At 38.6% G+C, this 19,568-nt stretch carries 15 protein-coding genes and 2 tRNA genes; 11 read left to right on the top strand and 6 right to left on the bottom strand.

Annotated features, from left to right (window positions below; genetic code table 11):
• Complete coding sequence (trpB, locus tag H4J61_RS08755) at positions 1-1,248, top strand: tryptophan synthase subunit beta (protein ID WP_182184768.1); 1,248 nt, start codon at positions 1-3, stop codon at positions 1,246-1,248.
• Positions 1,248-2,075 (top strand): tryptophan synthase subunit alpha, encoded by an 828-nt coding sequence (trpA, locus tag H4J61_RS08750; RefSeq protein WP_182184767.1) that lies wholly within the window; start codon positions 1,248-1,250, stop codon positions 2,073-2,075. The genes trpB and trpA overlap by 1 nt, the downstream gene beginning before the upstream one ends.
• A 594-nt stretch (positions 2,076-2,669) precedes the next feature.
• Here the strand turns inward: trpA and glnS are convergent.
• Positions 2,670-4,352: a glutamine--tRNA ligase gene (glnS, locus tag H4J61_RS08745; RefSeq protein ID WP_182184766.1), complete on the bottom strand. Its 1,683-nt coding sequence runs from the start codon at positions 4,350-4,352 to the stop codon at positions 2,670-2,672.
• Positions 4,353-4,638: 286 nt separating this feature from the next.
• Here glnS and H4J61_RS08740 point away from each other — a divergent pair, with 286 nt between their 5' ends.
• Together H4J61_RS08740 and H4J61_RS08735 are read left to right on the top strand one after the other, a co-directional pair.
• Positions 4,639-5,583 (top strand): alpha/beta fold hydrolase, encoded by a 945-nt coding sequence (locus H4J61_RS08740; RefSeq protein ID WP_182184765.1) that lies wholly within the window; start codon positions 4,639-4,641, stop codon positions 5,581-5,583.
• A gap of 113 nt (positions 5,584-5,696) precedes the next feature.
• Positions 5,697-6,734: an energy transducer TonB gene (locus H4J61_RS08735; protein ID WP_182184764.1), complete on the top strand. Its 1,038-nt coding sequence runs from the start codon at positions 5,697-5,699 to the stop codon at positions 6,732-6,734.
• Between the two features lie 270 nt (positions 6,735-7,004).
• Here H4J61_RS08735 and H4J61_RS08730 read toward each other — a convergent pair whose 3' ends face one another.
• Complete coding sequence (locus tag H4J61_RS08730) at positions 7,005-7,559, bottom strand: DUF4136 domain-containing protein (protein ID WP_182184763.1); 555 nt, start codon at positions 7,557-7,559, stop codon at positions 7,005-7,007.
• Between the two features lie 777 nt (positions 7,560-8,336).
• On the opposite strand from H4J61_RS08730, the gene H4J61_RS08725 reads away from it, so the two are divergent.
• The gene (locus tag H4J61_RS08725) at positions 8,337-10,061 is read left to right on the top strand and encodes an acetolactate synthase 3 large subunit (protein ID WP_182184762.1); all 1,725 of its coding nucleotides are present in this window, start codon (positions 8,337-8,339) and stop codon (positions 10,059-10,061) included.
• The gene (gene ilvN / locus H4J61_RS08720) at positions 10,061-10,561 is read left to right on the top strand and encodes an acetolactate synthase small subunit (protein WP_182135537.1); all 501 of its coding nucleotides are present in this window, start codon (positions 10,061-10,063) and stop codon (positions 10,559-10,561) included. The genes H4J61_RS08725 and ilvN overlap by 1 nt, the downstream gene beginning before the upstream one ends.
• A gap of 814 nt (positions 10,562-11,375) precedes the next feature.
• On the opposite strand, the gene H4J61_RS08715 is transcribed toward ilvN, so the two are convergent.
• Genes H4J61_RS08715 through rlmKL form a run of 4 tightly spaced genes read right to left on the bottom strand, consistent with a single transcriptional unit; the run spans position 11,376 to position 17,456 of the window.
• A complete protein-coding gene (locus H4J61_RS08715) occupies positions 11,376-13,157 on the bottom strand; it encodes a DUF3466 family protein (RefSeq protein WP_182184761.1) in 1,782 nt (593 codons plus the stop codon).
• A gap of 25 nt (positions 13,158-13,182) precedes the next feature.
• A complete protein-coding gene (locus H4J61_RS08710) occupies positions 13,183-15,084 on the bottom strand; it encodes an ATP-binding cassette domain-containing protein (RefSeq protein WP_182135535.1) in 1,902 nt (633 codons plus the stop codon).
• A gap of 3 nt (positions 15,085-15,087) precedes the next feature.
• Positions 15,088-15,318 carry a glutaredoxin family protein gene (locus tag H4J61_RS08705; RefSeq protein ID WP_182135534.1) on the bottom strand — a complete coding sequence of 77 codons (231 nt, stop codon included), beginning with the start codon at positions 15,316-15,318 and terminating at the stop codon, positions 15,088-15,090.
• Positions 15,319-15,329: 11 nt separating this feature from the next.
• On the bottom strand, positions 15,330-17,456 hold the full coding sequence (gene rlmKL, locus H4J61_RS08700) for a bifunctional 23S rRNA (guanine(2069)-N(7))-methyltransferase RlmK/23S rRNA (guanine(2445)-N(2))-methyltransferase RlmL (RefSeq protein WP_182184760.1): 2,127 nt from the start codon (positions 17,454-17,456) through the stop codon (positions 15,330-15,332).
• A gap of 357 nt (positions 17,457-17,813) precedes the next feature.
• Between rlmKL and H4J61_RS08695 the strand changes: the two genes are divergently transcribed.
• The 5 genes from H4J61_RS08695 to moaE all read left to right on the top strand — a co-directional run bounded on the left by H4J61_RS08695 (position 17,814) and on the right by moaE (position 19,564).
• Positions 17,814-17,890, top strand: a tRNA-Met gene (locus H4J61_RS08695).
• Positions 17,891-17,950: 60 nt separating this feature from the next.
• Positions 17,951-18,027, top strand: a tRNA-Met gene (locus tag H4J61_RS08690).
• 325 nt (positions 18,028-18,352) lie between these two features.
• Positions 18,353-18,853, top strand: coding sequence for a cyclic pyranopterin monophosphate synthase MoaC (gene moaC / locus H4J61_RS08685; RefSeq protein ID WP_182135532.1), 501 nt, complete (start codon positions 18,353-18,355; stop codon positions 18,851-18,853).
• A gap of 2 nt (positions 18,854-18,855) precedes the next feature.
• Positions 18,856-19,104 carry a molybdopterin synthase sulfur carrier subunit gene (gene moaD, locus H4J61_RS08680; protein WP_182184759.1) on the top strand — a complete coding sequence of 83 codons (249 nt, stop codon included), beginning with the start codon at positions 18,856-18,858 and terminating at the stop codon, positions 19,102-19,104.
• Position 19,105: 1 nt separating this feature from the next.
• Complete coding sequence (gene moaE / locus H4J61_RS08675; RefSeq protein ID WP_182184758.1) at positions 19,106-19,564, top strand: molybdopterin synthase catalytic subunit MoaE; 459 nt, start codon at positions 19,106-19,108, stop codon at positions 19,562-19,564.
• The last annotated feature ends 4 nt before the right edge of the window (positions 19,565-19,568 follow it).

Below are 19,568 nucleotides of genomic sequence, written 5' to 3'. Positions count from 1 at the left end.
ATGTTAAAAGCAACAACTGAAAATCAGGTTAAAAAAACCTTACCCGCCTACTTTGGTGAGTTTGGTGGTATGTTTGTCGGTGAATTACTAGTTCCCGCTTTAGAAGAGCTTGAACAAGCTTTTATTGAATCACAAACTGATGAAGCTTTTTTACAAGAGTTCAATAAACTACTCACAAGTTATGCTGGCCGCCCAACACCACTGACCTTGTGCCGCAATATTGTTAAAAACCCATTAGTTAAAATGTACTTAAAACGTGAAGATTTACTCCATGGTGGTGCCCATAAAACTAATCAAGTTTTAGGACAAGCTTTATTAGCAAAACGCATGGGTAAAACTGAAATAATTGCTGAAACAGGCGCTGGACAGCATGGTGTTGCTACCGCCATAGCTTGCTCATTATTAGGCTTAAAATGTCGAGTTTACATGGGCGCTGTAGATTGTCAGCGTCAACAACCCAATGTATTTCGCATGCAATTAATGGGTGCTGAAGTTATACCGGTAACAGCGGGCAGCGGCACACTTAAAGATGCGGTGAATGAAGCCTTACGCGACTGGTCAGCTAATTATGAAAACGCGCACTACTTATTAGGTACTGCTGCGGGTCCTCATCCGTTCCCGACTATTGTACGTGAATTTCAAAAAATGATTGGTGAAGAGGCCAAACAGCAATTACTGGCTGAAGAAGGTCGTTTACCCGATTACGTTATTGCCTGTGTAGGCGGTGGCTCAAATGCTATTGGTATGTTTCAAGACTTCATCGGTGATGAAGGTGTCAAACTTATTGGTGTTGAAGCTGGTGGCAAGGGTACTGATACTTCGCTCCATGGTGCAACCTTGGTGGCTGGCACTAAAGGTATGCTACATGGTAACTATACCTATATTATGCAAGACAAAGTTGGGCAAATTGAAGAGTCTTACTCTGTATCAGCTGGCCTTGACTACCCTGCTGTTGGTCCACAACATGCACAATTGAAAGATTCTGGTCGTGCACAATATGTTGCCATAAACGACGATGATGCGTTAGAAGCATTTCAATTACTCGCACGTAGTGAAGGTATCATTCCCGCATTAGAGCCTTCTCATGCCTTAGCCTACGCCTTAAAATTAGCCGAGCAAGCGACCGAAGAAACCATCATTTTGCTTAACTTATCAGGTCGAGGTGATAAAGATTTAGCCCATGTAAACGCGATTATATCGCCTGAGACTGCCGAAAAAAGTACGGTAAAGCACAGAGGAGAAGCATAATGAAGCAAGCAACTGAAATTGGCAGTCGTTATGACCAAACCTTTGCAAAATTAGCCAAAAAAAATGAAGGGGCTTTTATCCCTTTTGTCATCATCGGCGACCCCAATGCTGAGCAATCTTTTGCTGTGATTAAAACACTGATTGACGCCGGCGCTGATGCTTTAGAACTGGGCATGCCGTTTTCGGATCCCAGTGCTGACGGTATTGTCATTCAAATGGCAGCACTACGGTCATTAAAAGCCAATACTAATACTGATGTTTGTTTAGATATTTTAGCCAAGGTTCGTGCCTATGCACCTGACATACCGATTGGCTTGTTACTTTATGGCAACTTAGTCTTTGCCCGCGGCATCAACAATTTTTATCGTGATGTAGCCACTGCAGGTGTTGATTCAGTACTTATCGCCGATTTACCGATACGTGAAAGTGAGCCTTTTAGACAAGCCGCCATAGCCAATGGTGTTGCCCCTATTTTTATCGCGCCACCTAATGCTAGCGAAGCCACCTTAGAAAAAGTTGCACAATATGGCGCTGGTTATACTTATGTTTTGAGTCGAGTCGGTGTTACAGGCACAGAAACCGAAGCAGAAATGACCGGTCATAAACTTATTCATATCTTGGAGAAATACCAAGCGGCACCAGCCGTTATGGGCTTTGGTATATCAAAACCTGAACAAGTAAAAGCCGCCTTAGCAACCGGTGCAAGAGGGGCTATTAGTGGCTCTGCCGTTGTTAAAGTCATTGAAAAAAATCTTGATGATAACGAGAATATGCTTAAAGAATTAACACAATTTATTAGTGCAATGAAACTGGCTACTAAGCTTTAAGTTAGAAGTTAGAAGTTAGAAGTTAGAAGTTAGAAAATAGTTTAATTTTTCAGTTAAAAAAATAACAGTTAATTTAAAAAAAAGCTCATAAGGAATACCTTATGAGCTTTTTTATTACTTAATTTATTAAAATGGCCAATAACTATTTATTACGCTCAATGTAAGTTGAATTTCAGTCCATCAAGCTAAATGCAATTTAACCATGCTCGCCACAAATGCCGATAAAAAAAATTCCCGCGGCAGATCTGAGTTAACCCATCAGATTAACCACTGGCTAAACGTTTGACGGACTAAAGTCCGACCTACAAAACAATCGACAAAAACGCTGCGCAATCACCCATAAATTTATCTGGGCCTTTGTAGGGTGGACTTCAGTCCATCAAGTTAAATGCAATTTAACCGTGCTCGCCACAAATGCCGATAAACAAATAACCGTTGCAGATCAGAGTTAACCCATCACGTTAACCAATGCCTAAACGTTTGACGGACTAAAGTCCGACCTACAAAACAATCGCCCTTTAAGAATATACATTATAACCTAACAACCCGGTTCTGGAGCAAAGCCATTTATTAATAGCTACTAATAACTAACTACTAGTCAGAAATTTTTGCCCAGGTATCACGTAAACCTACCGTACGGTTAAATACTAACTTACCTTGTTCTGCATCCTGTGCTGATATCTTATTGTCTAAACAGAAGTAACCTTGGCGCTCAAACTGAAATGCTTGCTCAGGCTTCGCCGTTGCCAAATATGGCTCTACTTTCGCGTTAGTGATAATAGTCAAGGAATCAGGGTTCATTACACTGTGAAAGTCTTCTGCTGCTCCTGGATTTGGTACAGAAAACAAACGCTCATACAAACGAATTTCTGCATCAAGACTTTGCGCTGCCGCAACCCAATGAATAACACCTTTAGGCTTAGTGCCATCAGTGGGGTTTTTACCTAAAGTCTCGCTGTCATATTGGCAATAAACTGTCGTTACCTTGCCGTCTTCATCTTTATCGCAACGCGTGGCGGTTACTACATAAGCACCACGTAAACGTACTGCTTTGTCTAGCACTAAACGTTTATATTTTTTATTAGCTTCTTCACGAAAATCTTCTGCTTCAATGTAAAGCTCTTTAGCAAATGGCACAATACGTGAACCAAAGCTCTCATCGCTAGGATGATTTTTAACATTAAGGTTTTCAACTGTATCAGCAGGATAGTTTTCAATGACTAACTTAATCGGGTCAAGCACTGCCATAGCACGTGGGGCATTGTCATTTAAGTCTTCACGAATACAAGCTTCTAAAACGCTCATTTCAACCGTGTTATCCATTTTCGTTACGCCAATGCGCTTCGCAAATTCACGTAACGAGCCAGGCGTAAAACCTTTACGACGAAAGCCAGCAATGGTCGGCATACGAGGATCATCCCAACCACTGACTAACTTCTCTTCCACAAGGTTGTTTAGCTTGCGTTTACTCATCACGGTATATTCGAGATTTAAGCGTGAAAACTCATATTGACGCGGGGTAGTTTCAATTGAAATATTGTCGATAACCCAATCATACAAACGACGATTGTCTTGAAACTCTAGCGTACATATTGAATGCGTAATGCCTTCAATGGCGTCTGAAATACAATGAGTAAAATCGTACATTGGATAAATGCACCACTTATCACCGGTTTGATGATGATGAGCAAACTTAACCCGATAAATAATAGGATCACGCATGCACATGAAGCTTGACGCCATGTCGATTTTAGCGCGCAGCGCACACTGTCCTTCTTTGAAATCACCTGCTTTCATTTTTTCAAATAAAGCCAGGTTCTCTTCAACTGAAGTTGCACGATAAGGGCTGTTTTTTCCAGCTTGCTTTAACGTGCCACGATATTCACGTGTTTCTTCGGCATTTAAAAAACAAACGTAGGCTAAACCTTTTTCGATAAGCTCAACAGCATAACCATATAAACGATCAAAATAATCTGAAGAATAATGAATATCACCGGCCCATTCAAAACCTAACCATTTAACGTCTGCTTGAATAGAATTTACATAATCAATATCTTCTTTTTCAGGGTTAGTGTCATCAAAACGCAAGTTACATAAACCTTGGTAATCTTGAGCAATACCAAAGTTTAAACAAATTGATTTCGCATGACCTATGTGTAAATAACCATTTGGCTCAGGTGGAAAACGAGTTTGTACTTGGCTATGCTTGCCACTAGCAAGATCGGCATCAATAATTTGACGAATAAAATTTGTTGGACGGTTTTCTACTTCCGACATCCACAGAACCCCTAAAAAATAAAGTTTAAATAATATAATTAAGGATATTATATCAATAGAATTAACCAGAGCCCACCTAAAGAATATATATTCTGCGATGAATGGGAAATATAATCGAACTTGTCCACTTAAAGGATGATTTTCACCCTAGCTCTCACTTAGTTAACACCAAGGCTTATACCCTGCTTAATATCATCAAAAGTGTAATATCTAGGTAAAATACATTCACATCCGATCAGTATGTTGCTATGTTATTTACAATTCTCCTTTATCGTTAACAATATTAATGTCTGAATGCTCATCTTTTGAAACAATGCTTTCATCTAACAGTTTACTACTTGAAAATACTCAACAATGGCAACAAAAATCTAACAGCGCAATGACAGTAAATGGTTATTATCGCGCGGGTGCTAAAGACGCTAAACGTATTCACTTGTTACACGGCACTGGCTTTTCAGCCATGACCTTAGCCGCCATGGCATCACAATTACCCAAAGACTGGGCAATTTGGTTAACCGATGTACCCGGTCATGGCTATTCAACACAGCCAACTACGCAAATGCCCAACTGGCAAAAAATGGCCAATACCATCGCTGATGCAATTTATCTTCAGGCTAATGTTAAAGAAAATGGTCCTTTGGTGGGTATTGGACATTCAATGGGCGGTGTTATAACGCTACTAGCCGCCGTTAAATATCCAGATTTATTCAGCGAAATTATTTTACTCGATCCCGTGTTATTTCAAACTGAAATGATTATAGCGCAGCAACTCATGCGGGCAACTGGCGCATGGCGGAGAAGCTCATTAGTCAAATCGGTCGCTAATCGCACAGCAATATGGCCAAGCTTGACTAATATGAAAGAAAATATTGCTGGCAAATCTTTTTATAAAGCTTGGCATCCCCAAGTAATAAGTGATTATTGCGAGTTTTCTACTCATGTTAGTCATCAAGACTCAGTAACGCTCAGTTGTCAGCCAAGTTGGGAAGCGTCAATTTTTGGCTCTTATCCAAAGGGACTCTGGCGAGCGATATACAATATAAAGATACCCGTAGAGATATTAATGGCTAATAAAAGTTATTTCTTTATTCCAAAAGCAGTTAAAAGAGCAGCAAAAATCAATAAAAATATTCAATGGCAAAAATTTGGCCGACATCACTGTTTTCCTATGGAGCAGCCCTTAGAAACAGCAAAAGTTATTACTGATTTAATAACCTCAAAACACGGGTAGTTAACTTATTATCTTGCCTAATTTTTTCAATAGGTTAAGTGACAAAAATATATTTTGAAGATATCATCTTTGTGGTCACTTAACTTATATTATATATATACACGGATGTTCAAATGAAAAAAATTATTATTAAGTTCTTACCCGCCCTCTTACTTTGCAACAGCGCAGCCGCTATAGAGCTGTCTCAGCTTTTAAGTACCTCAACTGAACCCACGCCCAAAATTAGAGTTGAACCTAAATACCCAATTTCTGCTGCACGTAACGGTCGTGAAGGTTGGGCTACATTTAGCTTTGTCATCGAAAAAGATGGTAGTGTTTCCAACGTGATCACGCAAGAAACATCAGGCAGTAAAGATATTACCTTAGCGGCTAAAAAAGCAGTCATGAAGTGGCAGTATCAGCCAGCCATTGAAAATGGTGAACCAATACAGCAATGTGTTAATAGTGTGCAATTTGATTTTAGAATGCATAAAAATGGCACTAAAAAGGTCACCCGCCGATTTAACAGTTTGTATCACAAAACGAAAGCTGCCTTAGCAGAAAAGGATTATGTAAAAACAAAAGCGCTGCTGAGTAAGTTTACAAAGATAGAGTACATGCATTTATCAGAGCATAATTTCTTGCAATTATTAAATGCCGAATACGCAAAAGCGATAGGCAACGATGCTATGCAACTTGCTCATTTGAAAAAAATAAAAATTGCCACTGATGATAAAAATACTGAATACGAATTATCATTATTAGCTCAACGCTTTGTATTAGAACTCCAGCTAAATAAATTTAAAAATGCTTATGACATTTATAAAAAAATTGAAAAAAATTCCGTTGCAAAACCTTATTTAGCACATTATCAAGCATTGATTAAACAAGTTGATGAATTTATTCATTCAGAGAAAGAACTTATTGTTGACGCCGATATTCGCAGTGATGACTACTGGCATTATGCCTTAGTACGAAATGAATTTACCCTGACCAACATCAAAGGTAAGTTAAACAAAATTGATATTCGTTGTGCTAATAAACGTCATGTTTATTCCATTGAAAACAATAATACGTGGAAAATACCCGACGCTTGGCAACAATGTCATGTCTTTATTTTTGGCGAAAACGATACCAAATTTAACTTGGTTGAGCATCCATTTAAAGTCTAGGTAAAATCAATACAGCTAACGCTATTTTTGACATAGTTAGCTTATACGTGAACAAGCAATGTTGGATTACATCATCTAGCATTAACGGTAAAGGCCCAAGTAAACATATGATGACTCGTGAGCCTAGCGGTAATCGCATCGAGTTTACTTATACACCAGGAAAATAAAAGTAACACCAACAGAGTATTAAAATTTGTTTAAACAAAAAAAGCGCAGATTATCTGCGCTTTTTAAAGAGGTTATTCGTTGCTAAATGCTAAGTAAGGTTGACTAAAACTGAGCAACAACCTGTTCAACAACCATTTTAATGGCTTTACTTGGGTTGTCTTGTTCAGACGACTTAATGCGCTTAACTGCCCATCCGTGCCATACCGGTTGGTGACTTTTGACATCATATACATCTATTGCCAACTTTCCTTCAGTAATATTTCGCACGCGCGTGTCAGTACCCATGCCGCCGTAAAAACGACTGCCCCACATAAAGCTGGTGCGATACATCACGGGTAAAGAATCAACTTTTACTTTATCTCGACTACCCATGGTGTATGAAATGGTAAAATCAGCCTGCTCTGCATCATTAACTAACTGATAGCCTTTAGCGATGAAAGCTTGTTCAATGGCATTATCAATTCTGACTTTCATCACAGGGTTAGCATCAACAGACTCCGCTAATATCTTGCTCTTGTTCAGCCAAGCAAATGTTTTATAATCTGTTGTAGTAATCTCACTATTACGATCAAAGTCAACTCTAGCTTGCTGGTTTGATACACAGCCAGCCATTGCACCAACAAGTGCTAACATTATGATTAGTTTATTTTTTAACATAAATCCTTCCAAATAACTTTGATGTATTTAAAACTTAAGATACAGCCTATCATAAAAATGTTAGTCCGCTGCTGAAAAATTTCATTACATTACTCTACTTACATAATAATAAAAAATAACCACTAATAACAGATCACTTACCAATAAAATTATTAATTTAACAAAAAATTATAGATAAAAATTATATTATTTTAATAACTCAACCTAACTATTGATACCCATTTGATTAATTAGTTACTTTACTTTATATCCAGAAACAACAACTAAACACAAGGCGTTTATTTAATAACTCGTTGTTCTAATTATTAAATAAATAACGCGCTAGTAGCTTGTTTAAACGAGGAGAAATAATCATGAAATTAGTGAGATTGCTATCAGTATCCTTGCACTCTTAAGCAACGCAAACCTAATTATATGGCCAGATTAATAGCAAATTAATGACAAAACTTTATTTTTAAGTAGTACAAGTGGTAAATATTTATCAGAAATAATCAGAAATTATGAACTTTACATTGACACATCTAGACAAACCCCTTAAAACTGTAGTCATTACTTTTTACACAAATAATTTTTAACATGAACTTCGTCAATACGCTGCTATCTCTCCTCATTCTCGTCTTGGTCTCAAAACCAAAGCGTGGGCGATATTGTGTGTAAAAATAAAGTAAAAAAATAACAACAATAAACCCTCGCTCTGAAAAGAACGGGGGTTTTTTTATCGCTATTTATTTCAATTGATATTATTAACAACAGATTTTTTTATTATAGGAATTACATATGACAAAAGAGCAATTCTCAGGTGCCGAACTAGTGGTGAAAACCCTAGCAGCACTTAAGGTAAAATATTTATTTGGCTATCCCGGAGGTACTGTATTAGATATTTATGATGCACTCTTTCGACAAGATGATGTTGAGCACATTCTTGTGCGCCATGAACAGGCTGCTACTCACATGGCAGATGGTTTTGCCCGCGCTACCGGTGAAGTAGGCTTTGTATTAGCTACATCAGGGCCAGGTGCTACTAATTGTATTACCGGCATTGCAACCGCGTATATGGACTCTATTCCTATGGTGGTACTTTCAGGCCAAGTGCCTACCGGACTGATTGGAGACGACGCCTTTCAAGAAACCGATATTGTTGGTTGCTCTCGCCCAATAGTAAAGCATAGCTTCAACTGTCGAAGTGTTGTCGACATACCTAACATTATTGCAAAAGCATTTTATATTGCCAGTACCGGTCGACCAGGTCCTGTGGTTATCGAGCTACCTAAAGATATTTTAATGCCACAACACACTGCAGAGTTTAAGTTCAGCGCTGAAGTGAACATGCGCTCTTACAATCCAAACGTGAAAGGCCATCACCGTCAAATTAAGAAGGCGGTACAGGCAATAAGCCAAGCAAAACGTCTTGTGGTTTATGCTGGCGGCGGCGTAATCATAGCGAATGCAGCAGAGTTACTGACTGAATTAGTTGAAAAACTTAACGCACCTGTGACCAATACCTTAATGGGATTGGGTGCTATATCAGGTTTACATGAAAACTTTATTGGTATGTTAGGTATGCATGGTAGCTTAGAAGCGAATAGAGCCATGGCAAATGCCGATGTTATTCTCGCTTTAGGGGCAAGGTTTGATGACCGTGTGACTAACAATGTGAAGAAATTTTGTCCAGATGCCACCATTGTGCATGTTGATATTGATCCCACCTCGATATCTAAAACTATTAATGCTCATATCCCTGTTGTTGGCTTGCTTGACATTGTGATTAAACAGTTACTTGTTGAACTGGAAGAAAAGCAATTTAGTGTTAACAAAGAAGAAAACCAAACGTGGTGGCAACAAATTGCACAATGGCGAGCAGTTAAAAGTTTTAGCTACGAACAAACCGATGGCGTAATAAAACCACAGCGTGTTATTGAATCCATGTATAAAGCAACACAAGGTGAAGCCTACGTATGTTCTGATGTTGGACAGCACCAAATGTTTGCCGCGCAATACTATCCGTATGCGAAGCCACGTCAGTGGATAAATTCAGGTGGTCTAGGCACTATGGGCTTTGGCTTACCTGCTGCAATGGGCGTAAAATTAGCCTTTCCTGATAGCCATGTTATCTGTATTACCGGAGACGGTTCAATACAAATGAACATACAAGAGCTATCAACTTGTTTGCAGTATAATTTATCTGTGGTCATTATTTCATTGAACAACCGCTCTTTAGGCATGGTACGTCAATGGCAAGATATGGTCTATGGTGGACGTCATTCCTCTTCGTATATGGATTCTTTACCCGATTTTGTTAAATTGGCTGAGTCCTATGGTCATGTAGGTATGCAAATTAATAAGCTTGATGAATTAGACGAAAAAATTCAAGAGGCTTTTGCGATTAAAAACCGACTGGTTTTTGTCGATGTGCTCGTTGATGAAAATGAGCATGTCTATCCGATGCAAATACGTACTGGAGCTATTGATGAAATGTGGATCAAAAAAGGAGTGAAAAGCTAATGCGCAGAATCTTAGCCGTATTATTAGAGAACGAAGCAGGATCACTTTCACGTATTGTCGGGTTGTTTTCTCAACGAGCATTTAATATTGAAAGCTTAACCGTTGCACCCACTGATGATGATAGCTTATCTCGTATCACTATTGTCACCAAAGGTAATGACAAAATACTTGAGCAAATAGTTAAACAAGTCAATAAACTTATCGATGTTATTAAAGTAACTGACTTAACCGAGCGAAGTCATGTCGAGCGTGAATTACTACTGATTAAAGTCTTGGCAATGAACGAAAAGTCACGTAGTGAAGTAAAACGTATAACTGATATCTTTAGAGGCTCTATCATTGATATTGGTAAGCAGGTTTACACCGTTCAACTGACGGGTAATGCAGAGAAAATCAATGCTTTTATCTCCACACTCGCCAACGAAACAGAAATCATAGAATCAGTGAGATCTGGCTGTGTCGGTATTGCTCGCGGTGAAAAAGCATTGAGTGTGAAATAATAAGATACTTTGCTACATACACGATCTTAGGGGACTTTACATATCAAATATTTATATTACATATTTGATATGTAATATAAAATTTAACTTGATGGACTAAAGTCCAACCTACATTGAACCTGTATTAAACCTAAATAGAGCCTACGAATGATCATGTAATCTTGGGCGATGGCTTTGTAGGTCGGACTTCAGTCCGTCAACCCTTTAGTAGGCGATTAATCTAGTGGGTCATAAACACTTGCAGCGAATGAGTCGGCAAAAACCTGCAGCCATATATTTTTTATCGCTCAGTATTTATACCAAGGACGGTTAAATTTCATTTAACTTGATGGACTAAAGTCCAACCTACATTGAACCTGTATTAAACCTAAATAGAGCCTACGAATGATCATGTAGTTTTGGGCGATATTTTTGTAGGTCGGACTTCAGTCCGTCAACCCTTTAACAGGCGCTCAATCTAATCAGCCAGCAAAAACCTGCAGCCATATATTTTTTATCGCTCAGTATTTATACCAAGGACGGTTAAATTTTATTTAACTTGATGGACTAAAGTCCAACCTACATTGAACCTGTATTAAACCTAAATAGGGCCTACGAATGATCATGTAATCTTGGGCGATATTTTTGTAGGTCGGACTTCAGTCCGTCAACCCTTTAACAGGCGCTCAATCTAATTAACCTGCATAGGTCATACATATCACCTAAATATCGCTTACGGGTGAACATGTAGCCTTGGGCAATTTTTTTTAAGATTCAGAACTAAAAAACCCGGTAACAAAATATGTTACCGGGTTTTTAAAAAGCCTAGGCTTATTTATTGCTTAAGCTTTTTCTTCCATGTCAATCTGCGCGCTAAACCGGCAAACGTTAACAATAAAATACTACTTAAACCAAAACCTGCACCTTGACGTTCTACTTTCTCTTCAACGGCACTACAATCTTCAAGCTCACCCGCTATAGGCTGCAAGGTTACTGCACGAACTACATCTTCAAGTAGCTGTTCGCCTTGCTCATCCAGCATTAACTCACCTTTTGAATCACGACGAGGCACTCTGATCAATGCGGTTGCTGAAACTTCATTGGCATCATTAATGTCACGTGCTTCAATAATCGTATAATCACTACCACAAGCTAAAAAGTCGTTAAGATCGGTAAAAGTTTCACTGGTAATATCATATAAAAAACCATGTGTTCTTCTCGGGGTACTAGTGTTGTCGTTATGCGTTTCAACCTCACCTTCACCTACTATTTTACCACTTTCATTAATAGCGCGAGCTGTACTCGAACTACCGTTGAAAAAATCTGTTGGTAAAATCATTTCCATCGTTTCAGCATTGGTATCAACATGATAAAACTTAGTTCTTTGGTTACCATTAATAAAAGCATTAACATGCCCTATTGCTATACCGGCATCGTTAATGTCATAGGTACGCGAATCAAAGTACTTGCCGTGATCCTCAGTAAAGTCCATAACTTCACCGTTTTTATATACTACTGCATATATACTGCGGCGTTCTCTTGCACTGGGTTCAGTTACATTTTCATTAACCCAGCCATGAGCATAACCAACCGCTACACCTTGATTATTAATCGCTTGAGCATAGTTAGTATATTCACGTACATCATCAACATGAGGAGTAACTAACTGTCCTAATATTTCTGAGCTAATGATACCTTGTTCATCAATTGACCATTTTATTGCTTCAGTATTATAAACCTCAGCAATAATCTGCTGCACACAGACTTTAAACGGTAAATCAGCAAGTATGTCTGGATCAGCACAACCACCGGTTTCATCGTTGATAAAGTCAATGGCATTTTGATCAATACTCGTGCTTGCATAACCAACCGCAAAGTGAGACTCACTAATATCTAATATGGCTGATTCACCACCAAAACGTTGATCTTCAGGTAAATCTGTTTCACTAGGAGGAATGACTTCGATGATACTAGCACCACCGTCAGACGAGAAAAAACCACGGGTAGTAAATGCACGTAACCAGTGTGTTACTTCTTCAGCATCACTTTTAGTAAAATCAAGCGGTAAGTAAGGCGCTGAGGCATTGCCATATACCCAACCTTCATTGGTAATGCCACTAATAAATTCTTTTGTCGAACGGGTAAGAATATCTGTATTAGGAATATTTTCATCAAATACATTAAATAATTCTGTTTGACCATTAAAGTTAGTCATGGCAAAAACATCACCAACTTCTTGATAAAGGCTATTACCGGCTCTTGAACTTAAAAACCTTATAACCCATGAAAGATCATTAGCCGTTGGATTACCTGCGCGTAAAGCCACTTCATCTTCAATATTAACTAAGTCGTGCACACCTTCATGACTTCGCTCAGCTAAAAGAACGATAAAGTCATAATCTTCTTCATCAAAGTATTGAAACTGCACGGGAAAGTTATAGATGTCAGTGCCAGAAATAGCAGCTTCACCGTTATTATTTTCCTGTTGTGAATAAGTGTATTTTAATGAAGAAACATTACCTTTATCAATAACTTGGTAAGTTGCCGCATTAACCACGGATAGTCCTAATGCACTAGTGATACCTAATGCTAAAATTGATTTTACAAATTTGTTCATGTAACTACTAAACTCACTTTTGTTATTAATCATCTAATTCTTGCCATCTAGCGTAGGCAACTTCGAGTTTTGACTCATCTATAGCTAACTGGTTCAATATATTATTACTTTGTTCTTTGCTTTGACTAAAAAAGTCAGCGTGATTAACTTTTTCCTGCAAGTCAGCAATTGATGTTTCAAGTTCATCAATAATCCCAGGTAAGTTTTCTAACTCAGTTTTCTCTTTAAATGAGCGTTTTTTCTTAACCGGGGTATTAACCTTGCTATTGGCTTTTTCAGCCACGGCGACTTTAACAACGGCTTTAGTCGCTGTTTCACGTTGCTTCTCTTTATAAGCTAAGTAATCATCAACATCATCATAGCCACCAACGATTTGTGAAACGTGTCCGGTACCATCAAAATACAAGCAACTATTGACACAGTTATTAACAAAGTCGCGATCATGGCTAACTAAAATAACCGTTCCTGCGTAATTTGCAACGACTTCTTCCAATAGTTCTAAGGTTTCAATATCCAAATCATTGGTTGGCTCATCCAAAATCAATAGGTTACTGGGGCGTAAAAATAACCGAGCAAGTAACAAGCGATTTTTTTCACCACCCGATAAGGCTCTAACCGGTGTTCGTGCACGCTTAGGACTAAAAAGGAAGTCTTGAAGGTAACCTAATACATGTCGTGGCTTACCGTTTACCACAACTTCTTGCTTACCTTCACCCACAATTTCTTGCACGGTTTGGTTAAGATCTAAGGCTTCACGATGTTGATCAAAATAAGCAATATCTAAATTAACACCTGAGCGCATTTTACCGCTGGTAGCTTCAAGATTGCCCATAATCATTTTAATCAAGGTCGACTTACCCGTACCGTTAGCACCAATAAAGGCGATGCGGTCATTTCGGGTGATCAATAAATCTAAATTTTTGATAATAACTTTATCATCAAAAGCGATAGTTATGTCTTCCGCTTCAAATACCAACTTACCTGAACGGTCACCTTGGGTAATATTCATCGTACTTTGATTGCGAACCTCGCGACGAGCTTGGCGTTCACCTCTAAGTTTCTCAAGTGCTCTTACTCGGCCTTCATTGCGTGTACGACGAGCTTTTACACCTTGTCTGATCCACACTTCTTCTTCTGCTAGCTTCTTATCAAATAGCGAGTTTTGTTGTGATTCAACCTGCAAGTCATGCGCTTTTTGCTCTATGTAAAGATCATAATTGCCTGGGTAGCTTTTCAAAACACCACGATCAAGGTCAATAATACGTGTCGATACGCCACGAATAAATGCTCTATCATGACTAATAAAAAGTATCGTGCCAGCAAAGTCTTTTAAAAATGACTCTAACCATAAAACACTTTTAATATCTAAATGGTTAGTGGGTTCGTCAAGTAATAAAATATCAGGTGCGGTCACTAAGGCCTTAGCTAACGCGACCTTACGTAACCAACCACCTGAAAGGTCACAAATTTTATCATCTGGATTCAGCGCCAAGGTTGTCATCACTTGCTCGATACGCTGTTCATCTTGCCAAGCGTTTGCCACTTCAAGTTGATCTTGAACATTGGCTAATTTATTAAGATTCTTGTCTGATGGGTCTTCAGTAACATCATGAATAATCGCATGATAACGCTTAATTAAATCTGCATTTTCCTTTACACCTTGTGCGATATGATCAAAAACACTGATATCTGAAGTTTCTGGAGGATCTTGCTCTAACATCGCGACTTGCATAGTGCTAGATTTAAGCACTTGGCCATCATCTAAGGTTTGAAAACCCATTAATACTTTCATTAATGTCGATTTTCCAGCACCATTTCTACCGACTAAACAAATTCGTTCGCCAGTTTGTACACTCAGATCCGCTTTATCTAAGACTTTGTCTTCGCCAAAGGCTAATTCACCTTGGGAAATACGAATTAATTCCATAAACTACAATAACTCCAAAACTTGTGCTTGTTCAAATGGCCAAAATAATTTTTCTTGGCTCGAAAGACGCTCTAATACAGGAATGTGAACACGATACAGCGTAACTAGCTTATCATCATCGAGTATATCGACCACGCAAATATCTGCTGCTGGCATCACGGCTAGGCATAATGCCAAAGCCTCTTCACATAAATGACAGCCTTCGCTGCCATAAAGATTAAATTTTACCGACATATTAACTCACCTTACACCTTACGTGTAATCAACCAACTGTTATGAATATGCTTGTTGCGTTGAAAGTCTTTATCTCGTGTTTTCTCGCTTATTTCTTGCACCTGTAAATTTAAGGCAGAAATAGCGTCAAAATCCATTTTAAAATTACGCTTATTATTGGTAAAAATTAACTCACCACCCGCAGCAAGTGATTTGACTCCATCAGTAATTAAACTGATGTGATCACGTTGCACGTCAAAACTTTCTCCCATGCGCTTTGAATTAGAGAAAGTGGGTGGGTCAATAAACACCAGATCAAATTTTTGCTCGTTTTTCTTCAACCATTGCAAACAATCCGCTTGAATAAAGTCATATTTATGACCACTGAGATTATTCAGTACAAAATTATCTTGTGCCCAACTTAAATAAGTTTTCGACATATCAACCGTGGTTACCGTATCCGCGCCATGCAATGCCGCTTGCAAAGAAACCGAACCTGTATAGGCAAACAAATTCAATAATGATTTACCCGCTGATTTTTTCGCAACAATTTGGCGGGTTTTACGGTGATCAAGAAACAGCCCGGTATCTAAATAATCCCAAAGGTTTACTTTTAATTTCGCGCCATATTCATGCACCACCATAGATTTTTTGGTTTGTTCAACCCGTTGGTACTGATCTTTGCCCTTTTGCTTTGCCCGCGTTTTAATAATAACTTTATCGGTAGGAACGCCAAGTACCTTAGGGGCAAAATAAACCACTTCTTGTAATCTTTTCGCCACTTTCTCAGGCTCAATAATAGCGGGCGCCGTATACTCATGAATAACCAAGTGATCGCCATAAACATCAACCGCTACATTATACTCAGGAATATCGGCATCATATAAACGATAACATTCTATGCCTTCTTGCTTAAGCCAGCCTTTCAAGTTTTTCTTATTCTTTAATAAGCGATTACCAAAGTCTGAGTCTTTACCATCAAATTCAGTATCAACATTACTGCTCGACACTTGCTTATCATCTAAATTATAAAGTGCAAATTGACAATCTAATGGGCCATTTTTAAACTTATAACGTTTTAAAGTCACCATTTTCATCATGGCTAACAATTCAGCATTGGCGGTTAAAACAGCCACTCGCCAGTTAACAAAATGAGATTTAAATTTCTGTCCTAATAAAGCAAAGCTTTCTACCAGTTCAGGTAATTCACCTATTCGTTCACCGTAGGGTGGGTTAAATAAGATAGTCCCTTTAGGACCAAAGGCATTTTTTATGTCATTAGCATTTTTACACGAGAATTCAATAAATCTTTGTATGCCGGCATTTTTAGCATTTTGCTGGGCGGTTTGTAATACTCGGCTATCAAGGTCAAGACCAAATACTTTAGTTTTAAGCTGCGTTAAACCAACATGTGATTGTTCAATGGCAGCAGACCTTGCTGATTTCCAAGCGGCAGGCTGATGCCCTAACCAAAAATCAAAGCCCCATTGCGCTCTATCAAGGCCAGGTGCATAACCCGCTGCCATTAATACCGCTTCTATCACTATAGTTCCAGAACCACACATAGGGTCAACTAAAGGCTTAGAGGTATCTTCTAACCAACCAGAACGAGTAATGATAGCGGCCGCTAAATGTTCTTTTAATGGCGCAGCGCCCGAATGCTCTCGATAGCCCCTTTTAAATAAGCTACGGCCAGAGAAGTCTAAGTAAATAACAACTTTTTGCTTTAACAAACGTGCTTGAAAACTTACCTGTGGCGCTGACTTATCAACTGAAGGACGTTCTTGGTTTAAATCGCGAAAATGGTCAACAACCGCATCTTTAACCGTTAAGGCACCAAATTGACTGTTTCTGATTTCATCGCTTGTGCCGACAAAATCAATAGCAAAGGTATTATCAACAGAGAACATTTCCGACCAAGTGATGGACTTTGCTACCGCATAAAGCTCATCTTTATTGTTGGCGTCACCTTCAGCCAATTTCAGCAGTATGCGAGTGGATAAGCGACAGCGTAAACAAATGTGATACGCATGTTCAATCGTTGAAGTGAAATAAACGCCCTCAGGCTTTTGAACAACTTGTTCGGCTTTCAAATCTTTAAGTTCTTGCGCCAGTAATATTTCTATACCTGGTGAGGTTAATGCTAAAAATTGCTGCATATAGGTTTCCCAATCTAATTTATGCCGCGATTATAAACAAAGACACGTGCTACTTATAGGCCTTTTACAAATTAGCGCAAACTATCTAACAATATCTACTAAGTTAAGCGCTGTTTATTTTAAATTCAGCCTAATTTCAACTAATCGTCTGAAATACGAGTCATTCACGCGCAAAAAAACAACAAGTAATAAATAAATGAAATTAATCGCTAAAAAAAGCATAAAACATGTTGCAAATAAGATGATGTATCCTTATTATACGCCTCGCTTTAAGGCAAGCAGTTAACCGCCACTTTAAAGCATTCTTAAGCTAGAATTAAAACAAGCTGTCTTGGCTAATTTATTAAGCCATTCGGACGCGGGATGGAGCAGTCTGGTAGCTCGTCGGGCTCATAACCCGAAGGTCGTAGGTTCAAATCCTGCTCCCGCAACCAATTCTTAAGTTTGAATTAAAACAACTTGGCTTGTTTAAGTGTTTACTTAAACCATTCGGACGCGGGATGGAGCAGTCTGGTAGCTCGTCGGGCTCATAACCCGAAGGTCGTAGGTTCAAATCCTGCTCCCGCAACCAATTTTATATACACCTCTAATATATCTATTTTATATACCCTTCTAGTTTATCTAAAATCAAAGTTATCTTAATGTAACAACGATTAAAACTTCAAATACGACCTAAATCAAATAGTACCTAAATACAGCTAAATCAAAATCATCCTACTGATACCTTAAATTTAATACCCTCACTACAATTTTTAATAAATACTTTATTAATCACTTGATACTAATATCAAATCACTTTTCTTAATATAAATCACTAAATATACCTTCAGATAAGGTACTATAAACGGTGAATTTACATAAAGCTGAATAGCTAATAATTAAGAGAATATTTTTTGATGAGCGACGAATTTACTCATATCAATGCTAATGGTGATGCCCATATGGTTGATGTAACTGAAAAAATTGTTACTGAACGTACTGCCATTGCTCAAGCCTATATTGAAATGTCTGCGCAAACCCTCGCAATGATTGTCGAAGGAAAACATCATAAAGGTGACGTATTTGCCACCGCCAGAATTGCTGGCATTATGGCGGCAAAAAAAACCAGTGAGCTTATTCCGCTTTGTCACCCGCTTATGCTGACAAAAATAGAAGTCGACATAATCGCAGAGCCAAAGCAAAACCGGGTAAAAATCACTGCGCTTTGTAAGCTTTCAGGTAAAACAGGGGTAGAAATGGAAGCATTAACCGCCGCTTCAACCGCCGCCCTGACGATTTACGATATGTGTAAAGCGGTACAAAAAGACATGATTATTACTAATATCCATTTATGTGAAAAACAAGGTGGAAAATCAGGCAGCTATCTTCATACCCCTGCGACTCAAGAAAGGATCTAATCATGATAAAAGTTTTGTTTTTTGCTCGCCTACGCGAACAATTATCCACCGATAGCTTGCAAATATCGGCCAGTGAAAATATGACAACAGAGCTAATTCGACAACAACTCGCTAACACAGATGATTTATGGGCCAAAGTTATGTCGGCTGATAGCTTACTTGTTGCGGTTAATCAGCAAATCACCGATTGGTCACATAGTGTCAATGCCGGTGATGAAGTCGCTTTTTTCCCTCCTGTTACCGGAGGCTAATATGATCAACGTACAACAGAATGACTTTATTGTTGCAGATGAGTATCAAAAACTCGCAGATGACAACCAAGATGGCGCTGTAGTAACTTTTGTTGGTAAAGTTCGAGACTTTAATGAAGGGCTTGGAGTACAAGGATTATCGCTAGAGCACTACCCTGGCATGACAGAGAAAGTATTGAGTGAAATAGAGGCTGAAGCGCGCGACCACTGGCCGCTTAATAAGGTGACTATTATTCATCGCGTTGGCGATTTAACCCTTGGCGAACAAATTGTCTTTATTGGTGTCACGAGCCCACATCGAAAAGCGGCCTTTGCTGCTTGCGAATTTCTTATCGATTTTTTAAAAACCAAAGCCCCGTTTTGGAAAAAAGAGTTAACCAGTGAAGGCAGTAAATGGTTAGAAGCCAAAGCCAGTGACAGTAAAATTTCACAACAATGGTCGACAAAACTAACAAACTAGAAAC

The organism is Colwellia sp. MB3u-4 (assembly GCF_014077065.1).
Taxonomy (GTDB): domain Bacteria; phylum Pseudomonadota; class Gammaproteobacteria; order Enterobacterales; family Alteromonadaceae; genus Cognaticolwellia.
Note: the sequence above shows the minus strand (reverse complement) of the source record. Positions and strands in the feature narration are given on the sequence as shown.